Raw genomic sequence first — 19,131 nt, forward strand, 5'->3', positions numbered from 1 at the left:
AATGAATGCAAGTATATTGCTCTGAATGTGATAAAAGTTATGACATGCAGCCGCAAGTAACACAACTTCCTAATCGTATTGAGAAGTGTTTCTTTATTTGTCCTCATTGTAATCATGAACATGTAGCTGCGTACGTGAATGATAAGATTCGTAAGTATCAAGCAGATATAGCAAAGTGTCATGAGCGGATTAATAAAAAGAATCTTGCTATTGAAGATGAAATGAAACGGTTAAGGAAAAGGTTTGAAAGAACAAAGTGAGAGGTGAAGTGAGTTTGAAAATGCCATTAACAAAGCATTGGTGTTTAGATAGAAACTGCGGATTCGAAGAGACTTCTCATAAGATACGTGACGGTTGGAAATGTCCTCATTGCAACGGGCCAATGACGTTTCAACAGTTGAATAAGAAAAAAGAAAGCGCCAAATAATGGTGCTTTTTATTTTGGAGGGATGAAGGATGAATGAACAGGAATTAAAAGTGAAGAAGAAAGATAGCATCTATCTTAGACCAACACATCCTCATAAAATTGACGGAAGTAAAATCAAAACGTTAGAGGACGTAATTAAGATTTTAAGGTTGATGGATATTCGTTTGGATGACAAGGCAGTCAAGGGGTTAGAACACTTAATTGAAAAGGATAACAAAACAAAGGAGGATGAATGATGGATAATCGATATCTTGAAATGAAATGTGATGAATTAGAAAAGAGCGTTAGTGATTTACAAAAAGATAATGCTGGTCTGAAACAAGCGTTGCTAGAAGTTTCGTCAAAGTTAGAAGTGGTAAATAGAAAGGTCAGTATGTTAGAGGAAGGATTAGCAACGAAAGCTGATATCACACATGTTTAACCAATGATTAAACAATCTGAGGAGGATTCACAAAATGGCTAATAACAAATTAATTATTGAAGTAACTGCGGATACAACTGAAGCATTAGAAGGTATCAAGGAAGTAACTCAGGCAGCTAATGAATGTGCAGATGCATTAGAAAAGTTGGAACAAGCGTTGGGTAAGTTTAAAAGGAAAGCTGAACCAGTTGAAGTATCGTTTGATATAAAAACAATTGCCCAATCCACACTTGAACAGACGGCAGACTTTATTAATTTACAAGCAAATAAACTAGATATAAAACGCTCGGCCCGATATTAATCATTGTAGGCGCCGCTCTAAATTATGCAGCGTCTTGTTTGTTGAGAGAAGGTAAGGAGTGAGGAGAGATGAAGAAGCCACTTAGACCATGCTGCGAATTCCATTGCTATAATCTCACGCGTGAAAGATATTGTGAGGAACATAGATACAAAGAAAAGGAAACGCAACAAGACAAGAATAGATACTATGACCGATTCAAACGAGATAAGGAGAGCACGGCTTTCTATAAATCAAAGGCATGGGAAAGGTTAAGAGAGCAAGCACTAATGAGAGACAAAGGGTTGTGCCTACATTGTAAGAACAATAGAAAGATTAAAGTTGCAGATATGGTTGACCATATCATTCCAATCAAGATTGAACCAAGCTTAAAACTTAATTTAGAAAATTTACAATCGCTTTGTAATCCATGTCACAATAGAAAAACAGCAGAAGACAAAAAGAAATACGGGTAGGGGTGGGTCAAAAAACATTCAGGACGGTCTTCCCGTACCGCCGCCCCCTCAACTTCGCAGAAAAATCCGTTTTTGCATATTTTTTTAAGGGGGTGTAATCATGGCTGGAAGAAATAAACAACCACTCTCTGTTATACAGGGAAAAGGTAGATCAAATCACATTACAAAAAGTGAGAAAAATAGACGAGAAAAACAAGAAGAAGCATTGCGGGGGCATACTGATAAAATTGAAGCTCCTTCTTATTTGACCGCGGCACAAAAAAGAGAATTCGATACTTTAGCCGCTGAATTAGTCAGGTTGAAAATTTTCAGCAACTTAGATGTGGACAGTTTAGCAAGGTATATCGATTCTAAAGACCAGTATATAAAAATAGTTCGCCTACTAAGAAAAACAAAACCTACAGATGATTTTAAATTGTATTCTCAAATGCAAAGAAGTAAGAATCTTTTATTTAATGAATGTCGTTCTTCAGCTAGTGATTTAGGTTTGACCATTACATCCCGCTTAAAATTAGTTATTCCAGAAGCAGATACTTCACAACAAAAACAAAGTGAAGCGCAAAAGCGTTTTGGTGATCGTATATGAACTGGATAATGGAACGGGTTTTTGCATATTGCGAGGATATTTTAAGCGGAAAAATAAATAGTTGTAAAAAACATCGTTGGGCCATCGAACGATTTATAAGGGATTATGAGGAGTGTCAAAGTGAAGACAGTCCTTTTTATTTTGATGGAGAGATAGCAGAGGATTTTTACTGGTTTGCAAAGGAATTTAAGCACGTTGAAGGGATTTTGGCAGGTGAATCCGTAGAATTAACTGATTTTCAATTGTTTCTAGCGGCTAATATTTTCGGATTCAAAAAGAAAATAAATGGAGCAAGGCGATTTAGAAAAGTTTTTATTCAATTAGCGCGTAAAAATGCTAAATCTCAGTTTCTTGCTATTGTAGCAGCTTTTTGTACATTTATTGGAGAAGAAAAACAACGTGCTTATATCGCTGGATGGACAAGGGACCAATCATCTGAAGTTTATGAGGCTGTAAAAACAGGGATCAGTTCTAGCGAATTGTTAGAAGGGAAATGGAAAGAAGCTTACAGCACTATTGAAATATTTAAAAATGGCTCAGTTGTCGTTCCACTTTCAAAAGAAGCTAGAAAAACTGGTGATGGTAAAAACCCGTCTCTTGGAATTGTCGATGAATATCATGCACATGAAACTGATGAAATTTACGATGTTTTATCGTCTGGTATGGTGGCAAGGAAAGAGCCGTTAATGTTTATCATAACAACAGCTGGTTTCGACTTATCAAGGCCTTGTTATAGAGAGTATGAGTATGTCAGTGATATCTTAGACCCGTCAAAAAGTGTAGAAAACGATGATTATTTCGTTATGATCTGCGAATTGGAAAAGAATGATGATATCAAAGATGAGTCGAATTGGATAAAAGCAAACCCAATCGTAGCAACATATGAAGAAGGTTTGGAAGGTATACGTTCAGATTTGAAGGTTGCTCTTGATAGACCTGAAAAGATGAGGGCCTTTTTAACAAAAAACATGAATATTTGGGTCGATAAAAAGGACAACGGATACATGGATATGTCAAAATGGCAAAAATGTGAAGTAGATAACCTTGATTTTTCAGGTGCAACTCTTTGGATAGGTTGCGACTTATCAATGACAACGGATTTAACAAGTGTTGGTTGGGTTGGAATGGATGATGAAGGTGATTTTATTGTTGGACAACATTCTTTTATGCCTGAAGCGCGTTTGAAAGAAAAGATGGCTACAGATAAAGTGCGTTATGACTTATGGGCTGAACAAGGATATTTGACTTTAACACCTGGTGAAATGGTTGATTATACAATTGTTGAATCTTGGATAGAAAAATTTTCTAAAGACAAAGAAATTCAAGAGTTTGATTATGATAAATGGAATGCATTGCATCTAGCGCAAAATTTAGAGAATAAAGGGTTTGTTTGCGTGGAAATCCCTCAAAGGATAGCTAATTTATCCATTCCAACTAAAACTTTTCGAGAAAAAGTATATGAAAAGAAAGTTAAACATAATGGAGATCCAGTCCTTTTTTGGGCGCTTAATAATGCTGTTATTAAAATGGATGATCAGGAAAACATTATGATTTCGAAAAAAATAAGTAAAAATCGTATTGATCCAGCAGCAGCGGTATTAAATGCGTTTGCTAGGGCTATGTATGGAGCAAGTGTCAGGTTTGATGTATCTGAATTTGCGAATAAAGACTTTCTAGGCAAGTTATGGAACTAGGGAGGGGGTGAACATGTGAAAATAGTGGATTCAGTTAAAAAGTTCTTTAATTTTGAAAAACGTCAAACATCGCAGGTAATAGAGTTAAATAAAGATGATGAAAAATTATTAGAATGGTTAGGGATTTCTCCAAGTGATATTAGCGTTAAAGGCAAAAATGCTTTAAAAGTTGCTACAGTCTTTGCATGTATCAAAATACTATCTGAATCTGTATCAAAGTTACCCTTGAAAATATATCAGGAAGATGAATACGGAATTCAACGCGGGACTAAGCATTATCTCAATAATTTATTGAGACTAAGGCCTAATCCGTACATGTCTAGCATGAATTTTTTTGGGGCATTAGAAGCTCAAAAAAATTTATATGGCAATAGCTACGCTAACATAGAATTTGATAGAAAAGGGAAAGTACAAGCGCTATGGCCAATAGATGCCTCTAAAGTGACAGTGTACATTGATGACGTTGGTTTATTAAATTCCAAAACTAAAATGTGGTATGTGGTAAATACGAATGGACAACAAAGAGTATTAAAGCCGGAAGAGATTCTGCACTTTAAAAACGGAATAACTCTTGATGGTCTAGTTGGTGTCCCTACAATGGAATATTTAAAGTCCACATTAGAAAATTCAGCTTCAGCTGATAAATTCATAAATAACTTTTACAAACAAGGGTTACAGGTAAAGGGATTAGTTCAATATGTCGGTGATTTAAATGATGATGCGAAGAAGATTTTCCGAGAGAATTTTGAATCAATGTCTAGTGGTCTTCAAAATAGTCATCGTATTGCATTAATGCCAGTAGGATATCAATTTCAGCCTATTTCATTAAATATGTCAGATGCTCAATTTCTTGAAAATACTGAGCTTACTATTAGGCAAATCGCCACTGCATTCGGCATTAAAATGCATCAATTAAACGATTTGAGTAAAGCGACTTTAAATAATATTGAGCAGCAGCAACAACAATTTTATACCGATACATTGCAAGCTACTTTAACGATGTATGAGCAAGAAATGACGTATAAGTTATTTTTAGACAGCGAGTTGGATAAAGGGTTTTATTCAAAATTCAATGTAGATGCTATTTTAAGAGCGGATATCAAAACGAGATATGAAGCTTACAGGACAGGTATTCAAGGTGGTTTCCTTAAACCTAACGAAGCTAGAAGTAAGGAAGATTTACCACCAGAAGTTGGTGGGGATCGTTTACTTGTTAATGGAAATATGTTGCCGATTGATATGGCTGGACAGGCATATTTGAAGGGAGGTGATACTAATGGAGAAGTCAGCAAAGAAGGAAATGAAGGAAATTAGAGCTTTACCAATGACTATTGAAGTCCGTGAAGTTAATGAGGACGAAGGAAAACGAACAATTTCGGGATCGATAAAATATAACAATGAAAGTGCTGAAATGCGTGACTGGTGGGGAGATACTTTCGTAGAAGAGATTGCAGAGGGAGCTTTTGATGAAAGTTTAAAAGTTCGCGATGTTGTAGGTTTATGGTCTCACGACACTTCTCAAGTATTAGGAAACACTAAAAGTAAAACATTACGAATCGAAAATGATAAGAAAGAATTGCGGTTTGAATTAGATATTCCTAATACAACTGTCGGGAATGATGCGTGGGAATTAATTAAGCGCGGAGATGTTGATGGAGTTTCTTTTGGAATGAAGGTTACAAAAGATAAATGGTCATCGGAGGAACGTGAAAATGGAAAGGTTTATAAACGTTCGATTTTGAATGCCGAACTATATGAAATATCACCGGTTGCATTTCCCGCATATCCAACGAATGAAGTAAGTGTACGTTCATTGGATGATTTTAAAGCTGGAGAAAAGCGAGTAGCTGATGAGTTTAGGAAAAGAAAACTAGAAATCGAACTAGAGCTTATATAAGGCTCTTTTTTTATTGATAAATTTAAGGAGTGATTTGAATGTCAAAAGAATTACGTGAATTATTAGCCAAGTTAGAAGGAAAAAAGGAAGAAGTACGCTCTCTTATGGGAGAAGATAAAGTGGCAGAAGCAGAACAAATGATGGAAGAAGTACGATCACTACAGAAAAAAGTTGATTTACAGCGCTCATTAGATGAATCAGAAAGGGAAGAGCGAAATAATGGCCGAGAAGTTGAAACACGTAATGTAGATGGTGAAATGGAATACCGTGATGTATTTATGAAAGCATTACGCAATAAATCGTTAAGCGCTGAAGAGCGTGAATTTCTTGAAAATGATTTAGAAAAACGGGCAATGTCTGGATTAACAGGGGAAGATGGAGGCCTTGTCATTCCTCAAGATATTCAAACGAAAATCAATGAATTATCTCGTTCATTTGATGCACTTGAGCAATATGTAACGGTTGAGCCAGTGCGTACACGTTCAGGTTCAAGGGTGTTAGAGAAAAATTCAGACATGGTACCATTTGTTGAAATCACTGAAATGGGTGAAATTCCAGAAACGGATAATCCGAAATTCTCAAACGTAGAGTATGCAACGAAAGATAGAGCAGGTATTTTACCATTATCTCGTTCATTACTTAAAGATAGTGATCAAAATATCTTAAAGTATGTAACTAACTGGTTAGGTAAAAAATCTAAAGTTACACGAAATGTATTAATTTTGGGTGTGATTGAAAAATTAGCAAAACAGGCAATTAAATCTCTAGATGACATTAAAGATGTACTAAATGTTAAATTAGACCCAGCAATCTCTCCAAATGCTATTTTACTTACAAATCAAGATGGTTTTAACTACTTAGATAAGTTAAAAGATAAGGATGGAAAATATATTTTACAACCTGATCCAACTCAACCAAACAGAAAGTTATTTAATGGCAGCAACCCAGTTGTAGTTATTTCAAATCGTTTCTTAAAAACAAAAACTAAAAAAGCGCCACTTATCATTGGGGACTTAAAAGAGGCAATTGTATTATTTAAACGAGAAGATATGGAACTTGCTTCTACAGATGTAGGGGGCAAGGCTTTTACTCGTAATACATTAGATTTAAGAGCAATTCAACGTGATGATGTTAAACTATGGGATAACGAAGCGGCTGTATATGGAGAAATTGATTTAAGTACAACGCCAGAACAGCCTCAAGGGTAAGCTAAGGAGGCATTTGAATGCTTGTTACCTTAGAAGAAGCTAAAGAATGGATTCGAGTGGATGGAGATGATGACCCAACTATCACTATGTTAATTAAGGCGGCCGAATTATATATTTACAAAGCAACTGGCAAAACATTTACTCAAACAAGTGAAGATGCTAAGTTGCTTTGTTTATTTTTGGTGGCTGATTGGTATGAAAACCGACTACTTGTAGGTGAAAAAGCCAGTGAAAAAATCAGAACCATTGTTCAAAGTATGATATTACAGCTCCAATATGCTTCAGAGCCTCAGGAGGAAAGCAAATGAATCCTGCAAAATTAGATAAAAGGCTTACGTTTCAAGTGAAAGATGAAAATGCAAAAGGGCCTGACGGTGATCCAATAGACGGCTATAAAGATGCTTTTACCGTATGGGGCTCTTTCGTTTACTTAAAAGGAAGGAAATACTTTGAGGCAGCGGCTGCTAATAGTGAGGTTCAAGGAGAAGCAGAAATCAGAAATCGGGATGATGTAAGTGCAGATATGAAAATTAAGTACAAAAACGTGATTTATGATATTGTTTCCGTTATTCCAACTCAAGATCATACTTTATTAATCATGTGGAAACGTGGTGAAATGAATGGCTGATGGTATAGATTTAGACTTATTAGGATTTGATCGTTTAGTTACTGAATTAAATCAAATGGGGTTACGCGGAGAGGAAATTGAAGATAAGACTCTTGCAGCTGGTGGTGAGAAAATTCGAAAAGCCATTGCAGAAAGAAGTGAACCGAGGAGTTCAAGTCCTAAGAAACCGTCCAAAAGTGAACCTTGGCGCACAGGCCAACATTTGCTTGATAATATACGAGTTACGAGGGCGCGAATGGAAAATGGTGTGAAAACGATTAAGATTGGAATAGACAAAGCGGACCGTTCTCCATATTTCTATGGAAAGTTTTTAGAGTGGGGTACATCAAAAATGCCAGCACATCCATTTATAGAGCCTGGTTTTAATGCTTCAAAAGCGGAAGCTGTACGTGCTATGACAGATATTTTAAAGAACGAAATGAGGTTGAATCTGTGATAAATTTAAGACCTGATATTTTACAAGCTCTTGAGAATGATCAAGAGCTTGTCTCATTGTTAGGTGGAAAACGAATTTATTACCGTAAAGCACAGAAAGCAGAAGAGTTTCCGCGAATTACGTATTTCGAATTAGATAATAGGCCAGACGGATTTGCAGATAATCAAGAGATTGAAAGTGAAATCTTGTTTCAAGTTGATGTTTGGGCGAAGAGTAGTACAACGGCAATCCATCAAAAAGTGAATGAAATCATGAAAAAAATTGGTTTCTCACGTTATGCGGTTGCTGATTTATATGAAGAGGATACACAAATTTTTCATTACGCGATGCGATTCGCGAAAGGAGTGGAGTTATAGATGGCTGGAGAAATTATTAAAATTAGTTCAACTGTCGGTGTAGATAACCTAGTTTATGCAAAGTCATTGAAAGATGATGCAACAGGTGTTGATTACAGTACGGTTAAAAAAATGGAAGGTGCAGTAAAGGTTAAAACATCTAAAAAAGTAGCTACTGAGATTATGTGGAGTGACAATAAAAAATCGGAAATTGCTGAGTCTGATGGTGAGGTTGAGGTTGAAATCGAAGTTCGAGGCCTTTCATTATCAACAAAGGCAGATATCGAAGGATTCCCAGAAGTTACAGATGGCGTATTAGATGAAAAGCGAGAGGGCGAAAAGCCGTATTTAGCAATTGGATGGCGTTTTTTAAAAGCTAACGGAAAGTATCGGTATGTTTGGTTATTAAAAGGGAAACTTTCGCAGGAAGAGGAAGAAGCTGAAACTAAAAAAGATAAGCCAAACTTCCAAACAACGAAATTAAAAGGTTCATTCATCGAACGTGATTTTGATGATAGAACTAAGTTTACAGCGGATGAAGATGAGCCTACATTTACAAAAGCTATTGGAGATAATTGGTTTAAAAAGGTATTCGAGAAGCCTGTGGCACAACCACCAACAGGAAAGTAAGAGGGAGCAAAAGCTCTCTCTTTTTTATTAATTAAGGAGGAATAAATTATGAAATTAATTTTACGAATCAATAACGAAGAAAAAACTTTTAACTTACCAGCATTCATTCCAGCTCGTTTAATTCGCCAAGCTCCTGAACTTGCAGATATTCCAAATAATCCTGAAGCGGCAGATTTAGATAAGATGGTTCAATATGTAGTACAAGTTTATGGTGAGCAGTTTACAGTGGATCAGTATTGGGATGGTGTAGACGCTCGAAAATTTTTATTAACGACAACAAATGTAATTAATGCTCTAGTTAACGAAACCGTAGAGGCAGCGGGTGCGAATCCTGTAACTGATGGAGCAGAAAGCCCAAACGTATAGAGGGAGGAGGGTTGACGTTCAGCGAGTTTATGGATGAACTCTACCTCTCTTTATTGCAACAAGGGTACAAACACCATCACATTGATAATGAGATGGATATTTGGCATTATTTGAGGCTTAATCGGAAAATGCGTGAAAACGGAAATGAAAATCACCAAGACTCCAATTCAAATGAAATAGAAGTGCCAGCAGAAAACATTATTTAACGAGGGAGGTGAGACTATGGCGAATGAAATAAATAATCTGGTCGTTAGACTTTCCCTTGATAATGTAAACTTTCGACAAGGTATCTCGAACTCAGGTCGTGCAGTCAGGACGCTGCAGAATGAGTTGAAATCTGTGAGTACAGGAATGGGTGGGTTTGCTAACGCTAGTCAGCAAACACAAGCGAAATTGAATACGCTCACTCGACTAATTGAAGCTCAGAAAGAAAAAGTTAAAGCATTACGCCAAGCTTATGATCAGAATAAAGCTAAATTAGGGGAGAATGATGCTGCAACTCAGCGGTACGCTGCACAAGTCAATAAAGCCGTTGCAGATTTAAATAGATTTGAGAATGAACTCAAACAAGTGAATCGTCAGGCTCAACAAACAGCAATGGATAAATTAAATAATTCATTGAAATCTTTACAAGCTGAATTCCAAGCGGTTACAACTGGAATGCATGGATATACCAATGCTACTGAACAGACGCGAGCAAAAATTGAAGTTCTATCTCGTATGGTAGATAAACAAAAGGAGAAAATTAGGGAACTTCAGTCAGCTTATAATCGAGCTAAAACTGAAGAAGGGGAAGCAAGTCAGTCAGCGCAACGTTATGCAGAACAAATTCATAGGGCAACCGCTGAATTAAATCGATTTGAACAAGGATTACGACAGTCAAATCATGAACTCGAGCAACAAGGGAATCGGCTACTGAATTTTGGAAATCGTATGGAAACACTGGGCAATCATTTGCAAAATGCAGGAAGTCAAATCGGTATTGTCTTTGGTGGAATGACGTATGCAATAGGACGTGGTTTAAAGTCCGCAATTACAGAATCTATGAATTTTGAACAGCAAATGGCCAATGTTAAAGCTGTATCTGGTTCTACTGGAGAAGAAATGAAAAAATTAAGTGAATTAGCTGTCAACATGGGGGAAACAACAAAGTATTCTTCTGTAGAAGCGGGAAAAGGTATTGAGGAATTAATAAAGGCTGGTGTCAGTTTAACAGATATTATTAACGGAGGTCTATCAGGCGCTCTGAACTTGGCAACTGCTGGGGAACTAGATTTAGGTGAAGCGGCAGAAATCGCATCAACGGCTTTAAATGCGTTTAAAGCAGATCATCTTTCAGTAGCGGATGCAGCTAACATATTATCAGGTGCAGCAAACGCATCAGCAACAGATGTACGAGAATTAAAATATGGTCTTGCTGCTTCTTCAGCAGTAGCGGCAGGAGCAGGGATGACGTTTAAAGATACAGCTACAACTTTGGCGGTATTCGCGCAAAATGGTTTAAAAGGTTCAGATGCAGGTACTTCATTAAAAACCATGCTCATGCGTTTAAATCCAACAACAAAAGAAGCATATAACAAAATGAGAGATTTAGGTCTTATAACATACAACGCGCAGGCTGGATATGATTTTCTTGTTAAAAATGGTATACAACCAGCGTCAAGGAGCGTTGGCGATATTGAACAAGCTCTAGAAGGATATGTAATGAAAATAGAAGGTGCGAAAAAGTGGAATGACAAGTGTGATACGACATTCCGTGAATTAGCCACGAGTTCAGCTTTCTTATCATCAAAATTTTATGATCAACAGGGGCATATTCAAAGTTTAGAAAATATTTCAGGGACACTTCATGAATCGATGAAAGGTTTAACAGATCAGCAACGAAGTATGGCTTTAGAAACGTTATTCGGTTCGGATGCCGTACGTGGTGCGACTATTCTCTTTAAAGAAGGAGCAAATGGAGTCAATGAGATGTGGGATGCAATGTCTAAAGTTACGGCTGCTGATGTTGCAAAAACAAAGATTGATACTCTCCAAGGAAGAATTGTTTTATTAGATTCAGCATTTTCTACAATGAAAAAGACAATTGGTGATGCACTTGCTCCTGTAGTTAGTGCTTTTGTTGCTGGTTTGCAAAAACTTGTCGATGGATTCAACTCTTTACCTGCGCCTGTACAAAAGGCAATAGCAATTACAGGTGGTATTGTCCTTGCTTTAACAGCTGTTGCTGCTGCAATCGGTGTAGTTTTAGCTGCAGTTGGGATGGTTATGTCAGGTATTGGAGCGTTAGCAACATCATTAGGAATTGCTGGTGGTGCTGCAGGTCTTGCTGGTGCTGCGGTAGGTATGTTAGGAAGCGCATTAGGAGTGCTTCTTGGGCCTGTTGGTTTAATAGCAGCCGCTCTTATTGGAACTGGAGTTGTCGCATATAAGGCGTATCAAAAAGCAACTGAAGATAGTATTGCTTCAGTTGATCGCTTTGCTACGAATACAGAAGGGAAAGTAAGCGCATCGACTAAGAAAGTTCTTGGCGAGTATTTCAAGTTATCTGATGGTATTAGACAAAAGTTAACTGAAATTAGATTGAATCATGAGGTAATAACTGAAGAACAGTCACAAAAGTTGATTGGTCAATATGATAAATTGGCTAATACAATAATTGAAAAAACCAATGCAAGGCAGCAAAAAGAAATAGAAGGACTTAAAAAGTTCTTTGCTGATTCATATGTATTAACTGCTGAAGAAGAGAACAAACGAATTGAACAGTTAAATCAGCACTATGAACAAGAAAAGCTAAAAACACAAGAAAAAGAAAATAAAATTAAAGAAATTCTACAAACAGCCGCTAGGGAAAATAGAGAATTAACAACATCCGAACGCACCTCGTTACAAGCATTACAAGATGAAATGGACAGAGTTGCTGTCGAGCACATGTCTAAAAATCAAATGGAGCAAAAGGTTATTCTTGAAAATATGCGTGTGCAGGCTAGTGAAATTTCAGCTAGACAGGCAGCGGAAGTCGTCGAGAATAGCGCTAAAGCAAGGGATAAAGTCATTGAAGATGCGAAAAAAACCCGTGATGAAAAAATTGCTGAGGCGATTCGTCAGCGTGATGAAAATAAAACAATTAATGCTGATGAAGCGAATGCAATCATTGCTGAGGCAAAACGTCAGTATGATAGTACAGTTTCTACAGCGCGAGACAAACATAGAGAAATTGTTAGTGAAGCAAAAGCACAAGCTGGTGAACATGCAAATCAGGTAGACTGGGAAACTGGCCAAGTGAAATCGAAATATCAAGTTATGAAAGATGATGTTATTCGAAAAATGAAAGAAATGTGGTCAGATGTTACTAACAAATATGAAGATATGAAAAACTCTGCAAGTAGCAAGGTAGAAGAAATAAAAAATACAGTTTCAAGAAAATTTGAAGAGCAGAAAAAAGCTGTTAGTGATAAAATGCGGGAGATAAAGAGCGATATTGAAGAAAAGTGGAATACAGTTGAAAAATTTTTTAGTACTATAAATCTACGTTCCATTGGTAAATCCATTATAGAAGGTCTCGAAAGAGGGTTGGATGATGCGACAGGTGGTTTATATAGTAAGGCGAAAAGCATTGCTGGAGAGATTAAAAAGACTATTTCTGGAGCACTAGAAATTAACAGTCCGTCTAAAGTGATGATTCCAGTCGGCAGCGCAGTTCCAGAAGGTGTTGGAGTTGGTATGGATAAGGGGAAACGATTTGTTGTGGATGCAGCAAAGAATGTAGTTGGAACTGTCAAAAAACAGATGAATAATATGCCATCTGTATTTGATTTTGGATTCCAAACAAATCAATATAGTATCCCACAAAATACGTTTGGCAATTTTAACGGATATACGCAACCGCAATTAGCTTATAACAACCCATCTATGGCAAAAACTATATTCCCAGATAGAGCGGGTAGAGAACAAGAACTGAAATTAACTGTAAATATGACAAATGTTTTAGATGGAAAAGAGCTTGCAAATGGAAGTTACACTTACACTACAAAACTTCAAGATCGTGAACAAAAAAGAAGAGCGGAATTTTAAGGGTGGTGAGCACGTTGGGGAAACTTAGTTTTACTTTTAATAATATTAGAAAAGATTATATTCAAATGCTAGTCGGAAGAAAACGTCCTTCGTGGGCTCCAGTTAAAAGAAAATTAGTAAGAGTCCCTCATCGCGCAGGGGCTCTTTTTATTAATACAGAAACAGAGGAACGTCGTATTGATGTTCCTCTTGTCATTAAAGCAAAAAAAGATATGGCGGATTTACAAAAGATAAAAGAAGATTTAGCAGATTGGCTATATACAGAGCAACCAGCTGAACTTATTTTTGATGATGAGTTAGACAGGACTTATTTAGCATTAATTGATGGTTCTGTCGATTTGGATGAAATAGTCAATAGAGGTAGAGGTGTTATTACTTTTGTTTGTCCAATGCCGTATAAATTAGGTAAACAAAATACTCATACGTTTACTCAAAACTGGTCCACTGAAATCACTACTTCTTTCGTCAATCAAGGTAATGTAGAAGCGCCTCCAATTATTGAGATTGAGGCCAAGAAACCGAGTACATTTTTAGATGTATGGTTTGGTGAGTATCCGTATAATCGTGATTATTTTAGGATCGGTTATCCGTTGAAAACAGAGCAACTACCTGTTGAAAGAAATCAAAGGCTTATATGGGATGAAATGGCTACCACTGTAGGTTGGAGTAAAGTCAGTTCGATGGAAGATGGCGAACCGATTGGCGAAATGAAATCAGATAAATATCAATTTTATTGTTCTGATTTTGGTACTAGTGCAGGGAAAGGGTGGCATGGTGCAGCTGTAAAAAAAAATATCCCCGGTGGCCCAGTACAAGATTTTATTATGCAAGCTTACGTTACATGTAAGAGTAAAAGAATCAATGAAATGGGACGGGTTGAGATAGCTATATTGGACGAAAATAGCAAGGTGCTTTCAAAAATTGCTATGTCTGATGTGTTTTGGCAAGCTGAACAAAATTTTGGAACAATGGTAATTGGATATGATAATAAGCCGGGAAAAATAGGTTTGATTTATGAGAGTGGTGATTATCCGAATACATGGAATCAATATTACGGAAGATTATGGATAGCTAGAACGGGAAATGTATGGGAGGCTTATATTTCGAAATTCCTACCGGGGACAGAAAAGGATGATTCAGAACGATTTGCAAGGTGGACTGATGAAAATAACTATCACATGGAAAAAGCAGCACAAATTCAGATCAGTATTATGCAATGGCAGGATGTACCGCCAGTAGAAGCAATGACCGTTTCAGATTTAAAATTCTGGAAAGTGAATTTAAATACTCAAAATAATCCGCCTTACATTTTTGATACGGGAGACAAGGTTATAATCGATACAGAAAAAAGTCTTGTAACCATTAACGGTAAAAACGCGATTAATTTAAAAGACATTTTTAGTAATTTTCCAACTGTAATACGTGGTGAGAATCGTATCGATATAATGCCACCAGATGTTAAAGCAACTGTTAGTTATAGGGAGCGATACAGATGAGAACACCAAGCGGGATTTTGCATGTTGTGGATTTCAAAACAGATCAAATCGTTGCAGCTATTCAGCCAAATGACTATTGGGATGACAAAAGGCATTGGGAACTGAAAAACAATGTTGATATGTTGGATTTTGCTGTCTTTGATGGAACAACTCATTCGGCTACGTTACAACAACAAAATCTTGTTCTAAAAGAAGTTCGCGATGGAAGAGTCGTACCATATGTCATTACAGAAACAGAGAAGAATTCAGACAAACGATCCATTATCACATATGCTTCAGGAGCTTGGGTTCAAATTGCTAAATCAGGCATTATAAAACCACAAAGGATAGAAGGTAAAACAGTAAACGAATTTATCGATATGGCTCTTGTAGGCATGAAATGGAAACGTGGAAAAACAGATTATGCAGGTTTTCATACTATGACCATTGATGAATTTATGGATCCGTTAACCTTTTTGAAGAAAATAGCTTCTTTGTTCAAATTAGAAATTCAATATCGTGTTGAGGTTCAAGGGTCACAAATAGTTGGATGGTATGTCGATATGATTCAAAGGCGTGGCCGAGACACTGGCAAAGAAATAGAGTTAGGTAAAGATTTGATAGGTGTTACACGTATTGAACATTCAAGAGATATTTGTACAGCGTTAGTCGGATTTGTAAAAGGTGAAGGCGATAGTGTAATCACTATTGAAAGTATTAACAGGGGACTTCCGTATATTGTCGATAATGATGCATTTCAACGATGGAACGAACGTGGTAAGCATAAGTTTGGTTTTTATACGCCAGAAACAGAAGAGTTAAATATGACGCCACAACGTTTAATGACGTTAATGGAAATAGAACTGAAAAAACGTATTAATTCTTCAGTTTCGTATGAAGTAGAGGCACAATCAATCGGTCGCATTTTCGGACTAGCGCATGAACTAATCAATGAAGGAGATACAATCCGAATCAAAGATACAGGCTTCACACCTAAGCTATATCTTGAAGCGCGTGTTATTGCTGGTGACGAATCATTCACTGATCCTGCACAAGATAAATACGAATTTGGGGATTATAGAGAGATAGTAGACCAAAACGAGGAATTACGGAAGATTTACAACCGAATCCTTAGTAAATTCGGTGAGAAACAAGAAATGCTGGATCAGCTAGATAAATTGGTGAAAGAAGCTAATGAAACAGCAAGTAACGCTAAGAAAGAATCAGAAGCAGCGAAAACACTTGCCGAAAAGGTACAAGAGAATATTAAAAATAATACTGTTGAAATTATAGAAGCTAAGAATCCACCGACAACAGGTCTTAAACCTAATAAAACGCTTTGGCGTGATATGAGTAACGGAAAGCCCGGCATTTTAAAAATATGGACAGGTACAGCTTGGGAATCGGTTGTACCAGATGTTGAATCAGTTAAGAAAGAAACACTTGAGCAGGTTAATAAAAATATTGAGGTCACAAAAACAGAATTAAACCAAAAGGTACAAGAAGCACAGAATCAAGCTACAGGACAATTCAATAAAGTACAGGAAGGTTTACAAGGTGTCAGTCGTACAATTTCTAATATCGAAAATAAACAAGGTGAAATCGATAAGAAAGTAACTCAGTTTGAACAGGATTCTAATGGATTTAAAACTTCTATTGAATCGTTAACGAAAAAAGATACCGACATTAGCAATAAATTAAATACAGTTGAAACAACTGTAGAAGGTACAAAGAAGAGTATTTCTGATGTGCAACAAACAACAAGTGAACTAAAGAAAACAACTACTGAAATAGAAGAAAAAGCTGGGAAAATCAGTGAGAAGTTGACGAGTGTAGAAACAAAGGTTAATAGTGATAAAGCTGGTGGACGTAACCTTTTACTAAAATCAAATATTAAATATGAAAAAACAGACTATCTAATCAATCAATATACTCTAACTGAAAATTTCTTTGCGGGTGAAGAATATACCTTTGTAATTAAAGGGAGTGTCCCACAAGGACAGAAATTTGGAATTTGGCAGAATGGTGGATCTAGCAATGTTGGATATGCAACAAGTGTTTACGCGAATGGAATAACTTATGTAACCTTCAAAGCAGTTGCAGCTACAAGTGGAAATGAACGAAAGTTAAGCTTATATAACTATCCGAGTAGCACTACGAAATCTATTGTGGAATGGGTTGCCTTGTATAAAGGGAATAAGCCACAAGATTGGACAGCGCCGCCTGAAGAACAGGTAACAACGGATGAGTTCACTCAGAAAACAACTGAAATTGCAAAAAGCGTGGATGGAATTAAAGAAACAATTACAAAAGTGGAAAACAATCAAAGTGGATTTGATAAGCGTGTTGCAACTGTAGAAAAAGATGCAACTACCATTAAACAAAATGTCTCTCTAATACAAAATACGCAGACGGAACAAGGAAAACAATTACAAGAGGCGAAAGCTGGATGGGAAAATACTGCGAAAGCACTTGAAGGTAAAGTTGAGCTTAAACAAGTAGAGGATTATGTTGCGGGGTTTAAGATTCCAGAGTTGAAGCAGACAGTTAATCAAAATAAACAAGATTTATTAGATGAATTAGCTAATAAGCTTGCAACTGAACAATTTAACCAGAAGATGACTTTAATCGATAATCGTTTCACTATCAATGAGCAGGGGATCAACGCAGCAGCCAAAAAGACAGAAGTATATACAATAGAGCAAGCAAATGGACAATTTGCAAAAGATTCTTATGTAAGAGATATGGAAACCCGTCTTCAGTTAACTGAAAAGGGTGTTAGCATATCTGTAAAAGAAAATGATGTAATCGCAGCATTCAATATGAGTAAAGAAAACATTACTTTGAATGCGAACAGAATTAACTTAAAAGGTTTTATTACAGCGAGCCATATTAAAGGACAAGTTTTAGAAGGAGTAACACTTAAAACAAGCGGAAATAGATTTGTTGAAATAAATAAGCAAGACATGAAGATTTTCGATGCAGATAAGCCACGTGGTTATATAGGATTTATGGAAACAAATGATGGAAGTATTCAACCTTCATTAGTCCTTGGTTCTGATAATAGAAAATACGCTGGTACAGGATCGTTTTATATTTATCAAGTCATGCCGCGAATTAATGGAGTCGATCAACCTTCTAAAGCATATGCAAAATTTGGGATTTCTAAAGGAGAAAATGCAGAAGGAACTAATGTTTGGTCAAACTATATTCAAATGCATAATGACGGTGGACATCTGAGCGTATATTCAGATGGACAATTTCGTTTTCAAAACTTGAATAATATTATTTTTGAATCTGAAGGATGGGCTCCAGGATATGGTTACTTCTCTGTAACTACAACTGAGCCGCATATTTTTACAAATAACTGGGGGCAGTTTACTTTCAAAAGAAAAGGCAGTGACTATAAAATACATTTCGTAAACGGCGCCACCGATCATGATTTAATCATGGGTAATGCAATGATAAGGTCAAGTTTTGTACAAGGTTATAACAATGGCTTACAGATTAAAGATATGATGGGTCAGGGATGGAAAGATATAGAATTAAGGACATTACGAGCGCAAGAGAATATTAGTGCTACTGGTCAAATGTGGGCGAAAGCATTTAACCCTACGTCAGCTAGAAATATGAAAGAAAATATAAAAGATATCCCTTTCTCAGCTCTTGATAAAATCATGAATTTGGCTATTAAACAATACAACTTTAAAGATGATATGTATGATCTGTATCAAATGCGTGTGAACAAGCCGGAAGAACAAACAGAACCATATACAACGAGAGATATCGAAACCTATTTCGGCATGATTGCAGACGATACTGAAGATATATTTACAGATAAAGAGAAACGGGCCATTAATCTATATAATACTGTCTCTATTTTCATTGCAGCTTTTCAACAACAGTATCGTGAATTTATCCATTTAACAGAACAGGTTAAAAAGAATACCGAAGAGTTAAGTGTAGTTAAAGAAGAAAATATACAATTAAAAGAGCAGGTTAATATACTTACAATTAACGTGTCCACATTAACTGATTTAGTTCAAAAATTAATAAACGAGAAACCAGAGCAGCAGTTATAAGCTGGTCTTTTTTCTTACGATTAGTCAACCTATATTTTTAGATTTTTAATCGACTAGATATTAAAAAATACAGGTATTTATTCTCATGCATACCAAATACCCCTAATATGGATTCGTTT

The 19,131-nt window shown here is 36.4% G+C and carries 20 protein-coding genes; all 20 read left to right on the forward strand.

The features are described from left to right. Positions 1-5: 5 nt before the first annotated feature. The 20 genes from ACS2CR_RS25000 to ACS2CR_RS25095 all read left to right on the forward strand — a co-directional run bounded on the left by ACS2CR_RS25000 (position 6) and on the right by ACS2CR_RS25095 (position 19,012). The gene (locus tag ACS2CR_RS25000; RefSeq protein WP_153602889.1) at positions 6-260 is read left to right on the forward strand and encodes a hypothetical protein; all 255 of its coding nucleotides are present in this window, start codon (positions 6-8) and stop codon (positions 258-260) included. A gap of 196 nt (positions 261-456) precedes the next feature. After that, positions 457-663: a hypothetical protein gene (locus ACS2CR_RS25005; RefSeq protein ID WP_153602888.1), complete on the forward strand. Its 207-nt coding sequence runs from the start codon at positions 457-459 to the stop codon at positions 661-663. Next, the gene (locus ACS2CR_RS25010) at positions 663-848 is read left to right on the forward strand and encodes a hypothetical protein (protein WP_325853322.1); all 186 of its coding nucleotides are present in this window, start codon (positions 663-665) and stop codon (positions 846-848) included. Before ACS2CR_RS25005 ends, ACS2CR_RS25010 begins: the two co-directional genes overlap by 1 nt. A gap of 34 nt (positions 849-882) precedes the next feature. Next, the gene (locus ACS2CR_RS25015; protein WP_153602886.1) at positions 883-1,149 is read left to right on the forward strand and encodes a hypothetical protein; all 267 of its coding nucleotides are present in this window, start codon (positions 883-885) and stop codon (positions 1,147-1,149) included. Positions 1,150-1,217: 68 nt separating this feature from the next. Then, a complete protein-coding gene (locus tag ACS2CR_RS25020; RefSeq protein ID WP_153602885.1) occupies positions 1,218-1,601 on the forward strand; it encodes an HNH endonuclease in 384 nt (127 codons plus the stop codon). A gap of 100 nt (positions 1,602-1,701) precedes the next feature. Then, on the forward strand, positions 1,702-2,187 hold the full coding sequence (locus tag ACS2CR_RS25025; RefSeq protein ID WP_044798131.1) for a phage terminase small subunit P27 family: 486 nt from the start codon (positions 1,702-1,704) through the stop codon (positions 2,185-2,187). Next, the gene (locus tag ACS2CR_RS25030; protein WP_153602884.1) at positions 2,184-3,881 is read left to right on the forward strand and encodes a terminase large subunit; all 1,698 of its coding nucleotides are present in this window, start codon (positions 2,184-2,186) and stop codon (positions 3,879-3,881) included. Before ACS2CR_RS25025 ends, ACS2CR_RS25030 begins: the two co-directional genes overlap by 4 nt. A 15-nt stretch (positions 3,882-3,896) precedes the next feature. Beyond that, positions 3,897-5,195, forward strand: a complete 1,299-nt coding sequence (locus ACS2CR_RS25035; RefSeq protein ID WP_325853325.1) for a phage portal protein — start codon at positions 3,897-3,899, stop codon at positions 5,193-5,195. Further along, a complete protein-coding gene (locus tag ACS2CR_RS25040) occupies positions 5,158-5,778 on the forward strand; it encodes an HK97 family phage prohead protease (protein ID WP_153602883.1) in 621 nt (206 codons plus the stop codon). The genes ACS2CR_RS25035 and ACS2CR_RS25040 overlap by 38 nt, the downstream gene beginning before the upstream one ends. Positions 5,779-5,816: 38 nt before the next feature. Then, positions 5,817-6,986, forward strand: a complete 1,170-nt coding sequence (locus ACS2CR_RS25045) for a phage major capsid protein (protein ID WP_000032134.1) — start codon at positions 5,817-5,819, stop codon at positions 6,984-6,986. A gap of 17 nt (positions 6,987-7,003) precedes the next feature. Then, positions 7,004-7,294 (forward strand): head-tail connector protein, encoded by a 291-nt coding sequence (locus tag ACS2CR_RS25050; protein WP_153602882.1) that lies wholly within the window; start codon positions 7,004-7,006, stop codon positions 7,292-7,294. Next, positions 7,291-7,614 carry a phage head closure protein gene (locus tag ACS2CR_RS25055; protein WP_153602881.1) on the forward strand — a complete coding sequence of 108 codons (324 nt, stop codon included), beginning with the start codon at positions 7,291-7,293 and terminating at the stop codon, positions 7,612-7,614. The genes ACS2CR_RS25050 and ACS2CR_RS25055 overlap by 4 nt, the downstream gene beginning before the upstream one ends. After that, complete coding sequence (locus ACS2CR_RS25060) at positions 7,607-8,050, forward strand: HK97-gp10 family putative phage morphogenesis protein (protein ID WP_153602880.1); 444 nt, start codon at positions 7,607-7,609, stop codon at positions 8,048-8,050. Before ACS2CR_RS25055 ends, ACS2CR_RS25060 begins: the two co-directional genes overlap by 8 nt. After that, entirely contained in the window at positions 8,047-8,406 is a 360-nt protein-coding gene (gene gp17, locus ACS2CR_RS25065) for a tail completion protein gp17 (RefSeq protein ID WP_325853327.1), read from the forward strand. The genes ACS2CR_RS25060 and gp17 overlap by 4 nt, the downstream gene beginning before the upstream one ends. Continuing rightward, positions 8,407-9,015, forward strand: coding sequence for a major tail protein (locus tag ACS2CR_RS25070; RefSeq protein WP_153602879.1), 609 nt, complete (start codon positions 8,407-8,409; stop codon positions 9,013-9,015). Positions 9,016-9,063: 48 nt separating this feature from the next. After that, complete coding sequence (gene gpG, locus ACS2CR_RS25075; RefSeq protein ID WP_151522118.1) at positions 9,064-9,381, forward strand: phage tail assembly chaperone G; 318 nt, start codon at positions 9,064-9,066, stop codon at positions 9,379-9,381. A gap of 11 nt (positions 9,382-9,392) precedes the next feature. Continuing rightward, a complete protein-coding gene (locus ACS2CR_RS25080) occupies positions 9,393-9,587 on the forward strand; it encodes a hypothetical protein (protein WP_142389124.1) in 195 nt (64 codons plus the stop codon). Positions 9,588-9,603: 16 nt separating this feature from the next. After that, positions 9,604-13,455: a phage tail tape measure protein gene (locus ACS2CR_RS25085; RefSeq protein WP_438906081.1), complete on the forward strand. Its 3,852-nt coding sequence runs from the start codon at positions 9,604-9,606 to the stop codon at positions 13,453-13,455. Positions 13,456-13,469: 14 nt separating this feature from the next. Next, positions 13,470-14,951 (forward strand): distal tail protein Dit, encoded by a 1,482-nt coding sequence (locus ACS2CR_RS25090; protein ID WP_438906082.1) that lies wholly within the window; start codon positions 13,470-13,472, stop codon positions 14,949-14,951. Next, positions 14,948-19,012 carry a phage tail spike protein gene (locus ACS2CR_RS25095; RefSeq protein WP_438906083.1) on the forward strand — a complete coding sequence of 1,355 codons (4,065 nt, stop codon included), beginning with the start codon at positions 14,948-14,950 and terminating at the stop codon, positions 19,010-19,012. The genes ACS2CR_RS25090 and ACS2CR_RS25095 overlap by 4 nt, the downstream gene beginning before the upstream one ends. Positions 19,013-19,131 lie beyond the last annotated feature (119 nt).

Source organism: Bacillus cereus group sp. BceL291 (genome assembly GCF_051776705.1).
Classification (GTDB): Bacteria; Bacillota; Bacilli; order Bacillales; family Bacillaceae_G; genus Bacillus_A; species Bacillus_A cereus.

Excerpts from the sequence above, each read along its gene's own strand:
- ACS2CR_RS25050 (WP_153602882.1), top strand. The coding sequence starts at position 7,004 with ATGCTTGTTACCTTAGAAGAAGCTAAAGAATGGATTCGAGTGGATGGA.
- ACS2CR_RS25030 (WP_153602884.1), top strand. The coding sequence starts at position 2,184 with ATGAACTGGATAATGGAACGGGTTTTTGCATATTGCGAGGATATTTTA.
- ACS2CR_RS25055 (WP_153602881.1), top strand. The coding sequence starts at position 7,291 with ATGAATCCTGCAAAATTAGATAAAAGGCTTACGTTTCAAGTGAAAGAT.
- ACS2CR_RS25020 (WP_153602885.1), top strand. The coding sequence starts at position 1,218 with ATGAAGAAGCCACTTAGACCATGCTGCGAATTCCATTGCTATAATCTC.
- ACS2CR_RS25005 (WP_153602888.1), top strand. The coding sequence starts at position 457 with ATGAATGAACAGGAATTAAAAGTGAAGAAGAAAGATAGCATCTATCTT.
- ACS2CR_RS25015 (WP_153602886.1), top strand. The coding sequence starts at position 883 with ATGGCTAATAACAAATTAATTATTGAAGTAACTGCGGATACAACTGAA.
- ACS2CR_RS25025 (WP_044798131.1), top strand. The coding sequence starts at position 1,702 with ATGGCTGGAAGAAATAAACAACCACTCTCTGTTATACAGGGAAAAGGT.
- ACS2CR_RS25040 (WP_153602883.1), top strand. The coding sequence starts at position 5,158 with ATGGAGAAGTCAGCAAAGAAGGAAATGAAGGAAATTAGAGCTTTACCA.
- ACS2CR_RS25060 (WP_153602880.1), top strand. The coding sequence starts at position 7,607 with ATGGCTGATGGTATAGATTTAGACTTATTAGGATTTGATCGTTTAGTT.
- ACS2CR_RS25070 (WP_153602879.1), top strand. The coding sequence starts at position 8,407 with ATGGCTGGAGAAATTATTAAAATTAGTTCAACTGTCGGTGTAGATAAC.
- ACS2CR_RS25000 (WP_153602889.1), top strand. The coding sequence starts at position 6 with ATGCAAGTATATTGCTCTGAATGTGATAAAAGTTATGACATGCAGCCG.
- ACS2CR_RS25085 (WP_438906081.1), top strand. The coding sequence starts at position 9,604 with ATGGCGAATGAAATAAATAATCTGGTCGTTAGACTTTCCCTTGATAAT.
- ACS2CR_RS25045 (WP_000032134.1), top strand. The coding sequence starts at position 5,817 with ATGTCAAAAGAATTACGTGAATTATTAGCCAAGTTAGAAGGAAAAAAG.
- ACS2CR_RS25010 (WP_325853322.1), top strand. The coding sequence starts at position 663 with ATGGATAATCGATATCTTGAAATGAAATGTGATGAATTAGAAAAGAGC.
- gpG (WP_151522118.1), top strand. The coding sequence starts at position 9,064 with ATGAAATTAATTTTACGAATCAATAACGAAGAAAAAACTTTTAACTTA.
- ACS2CR_RS25095 (WP_438906083.1), top strand. The coding sequence starts at position 14,948 with ATGAGAACACCAAGCGGGATTTTGCATGTTGTGGATTTCAAAACAGAT.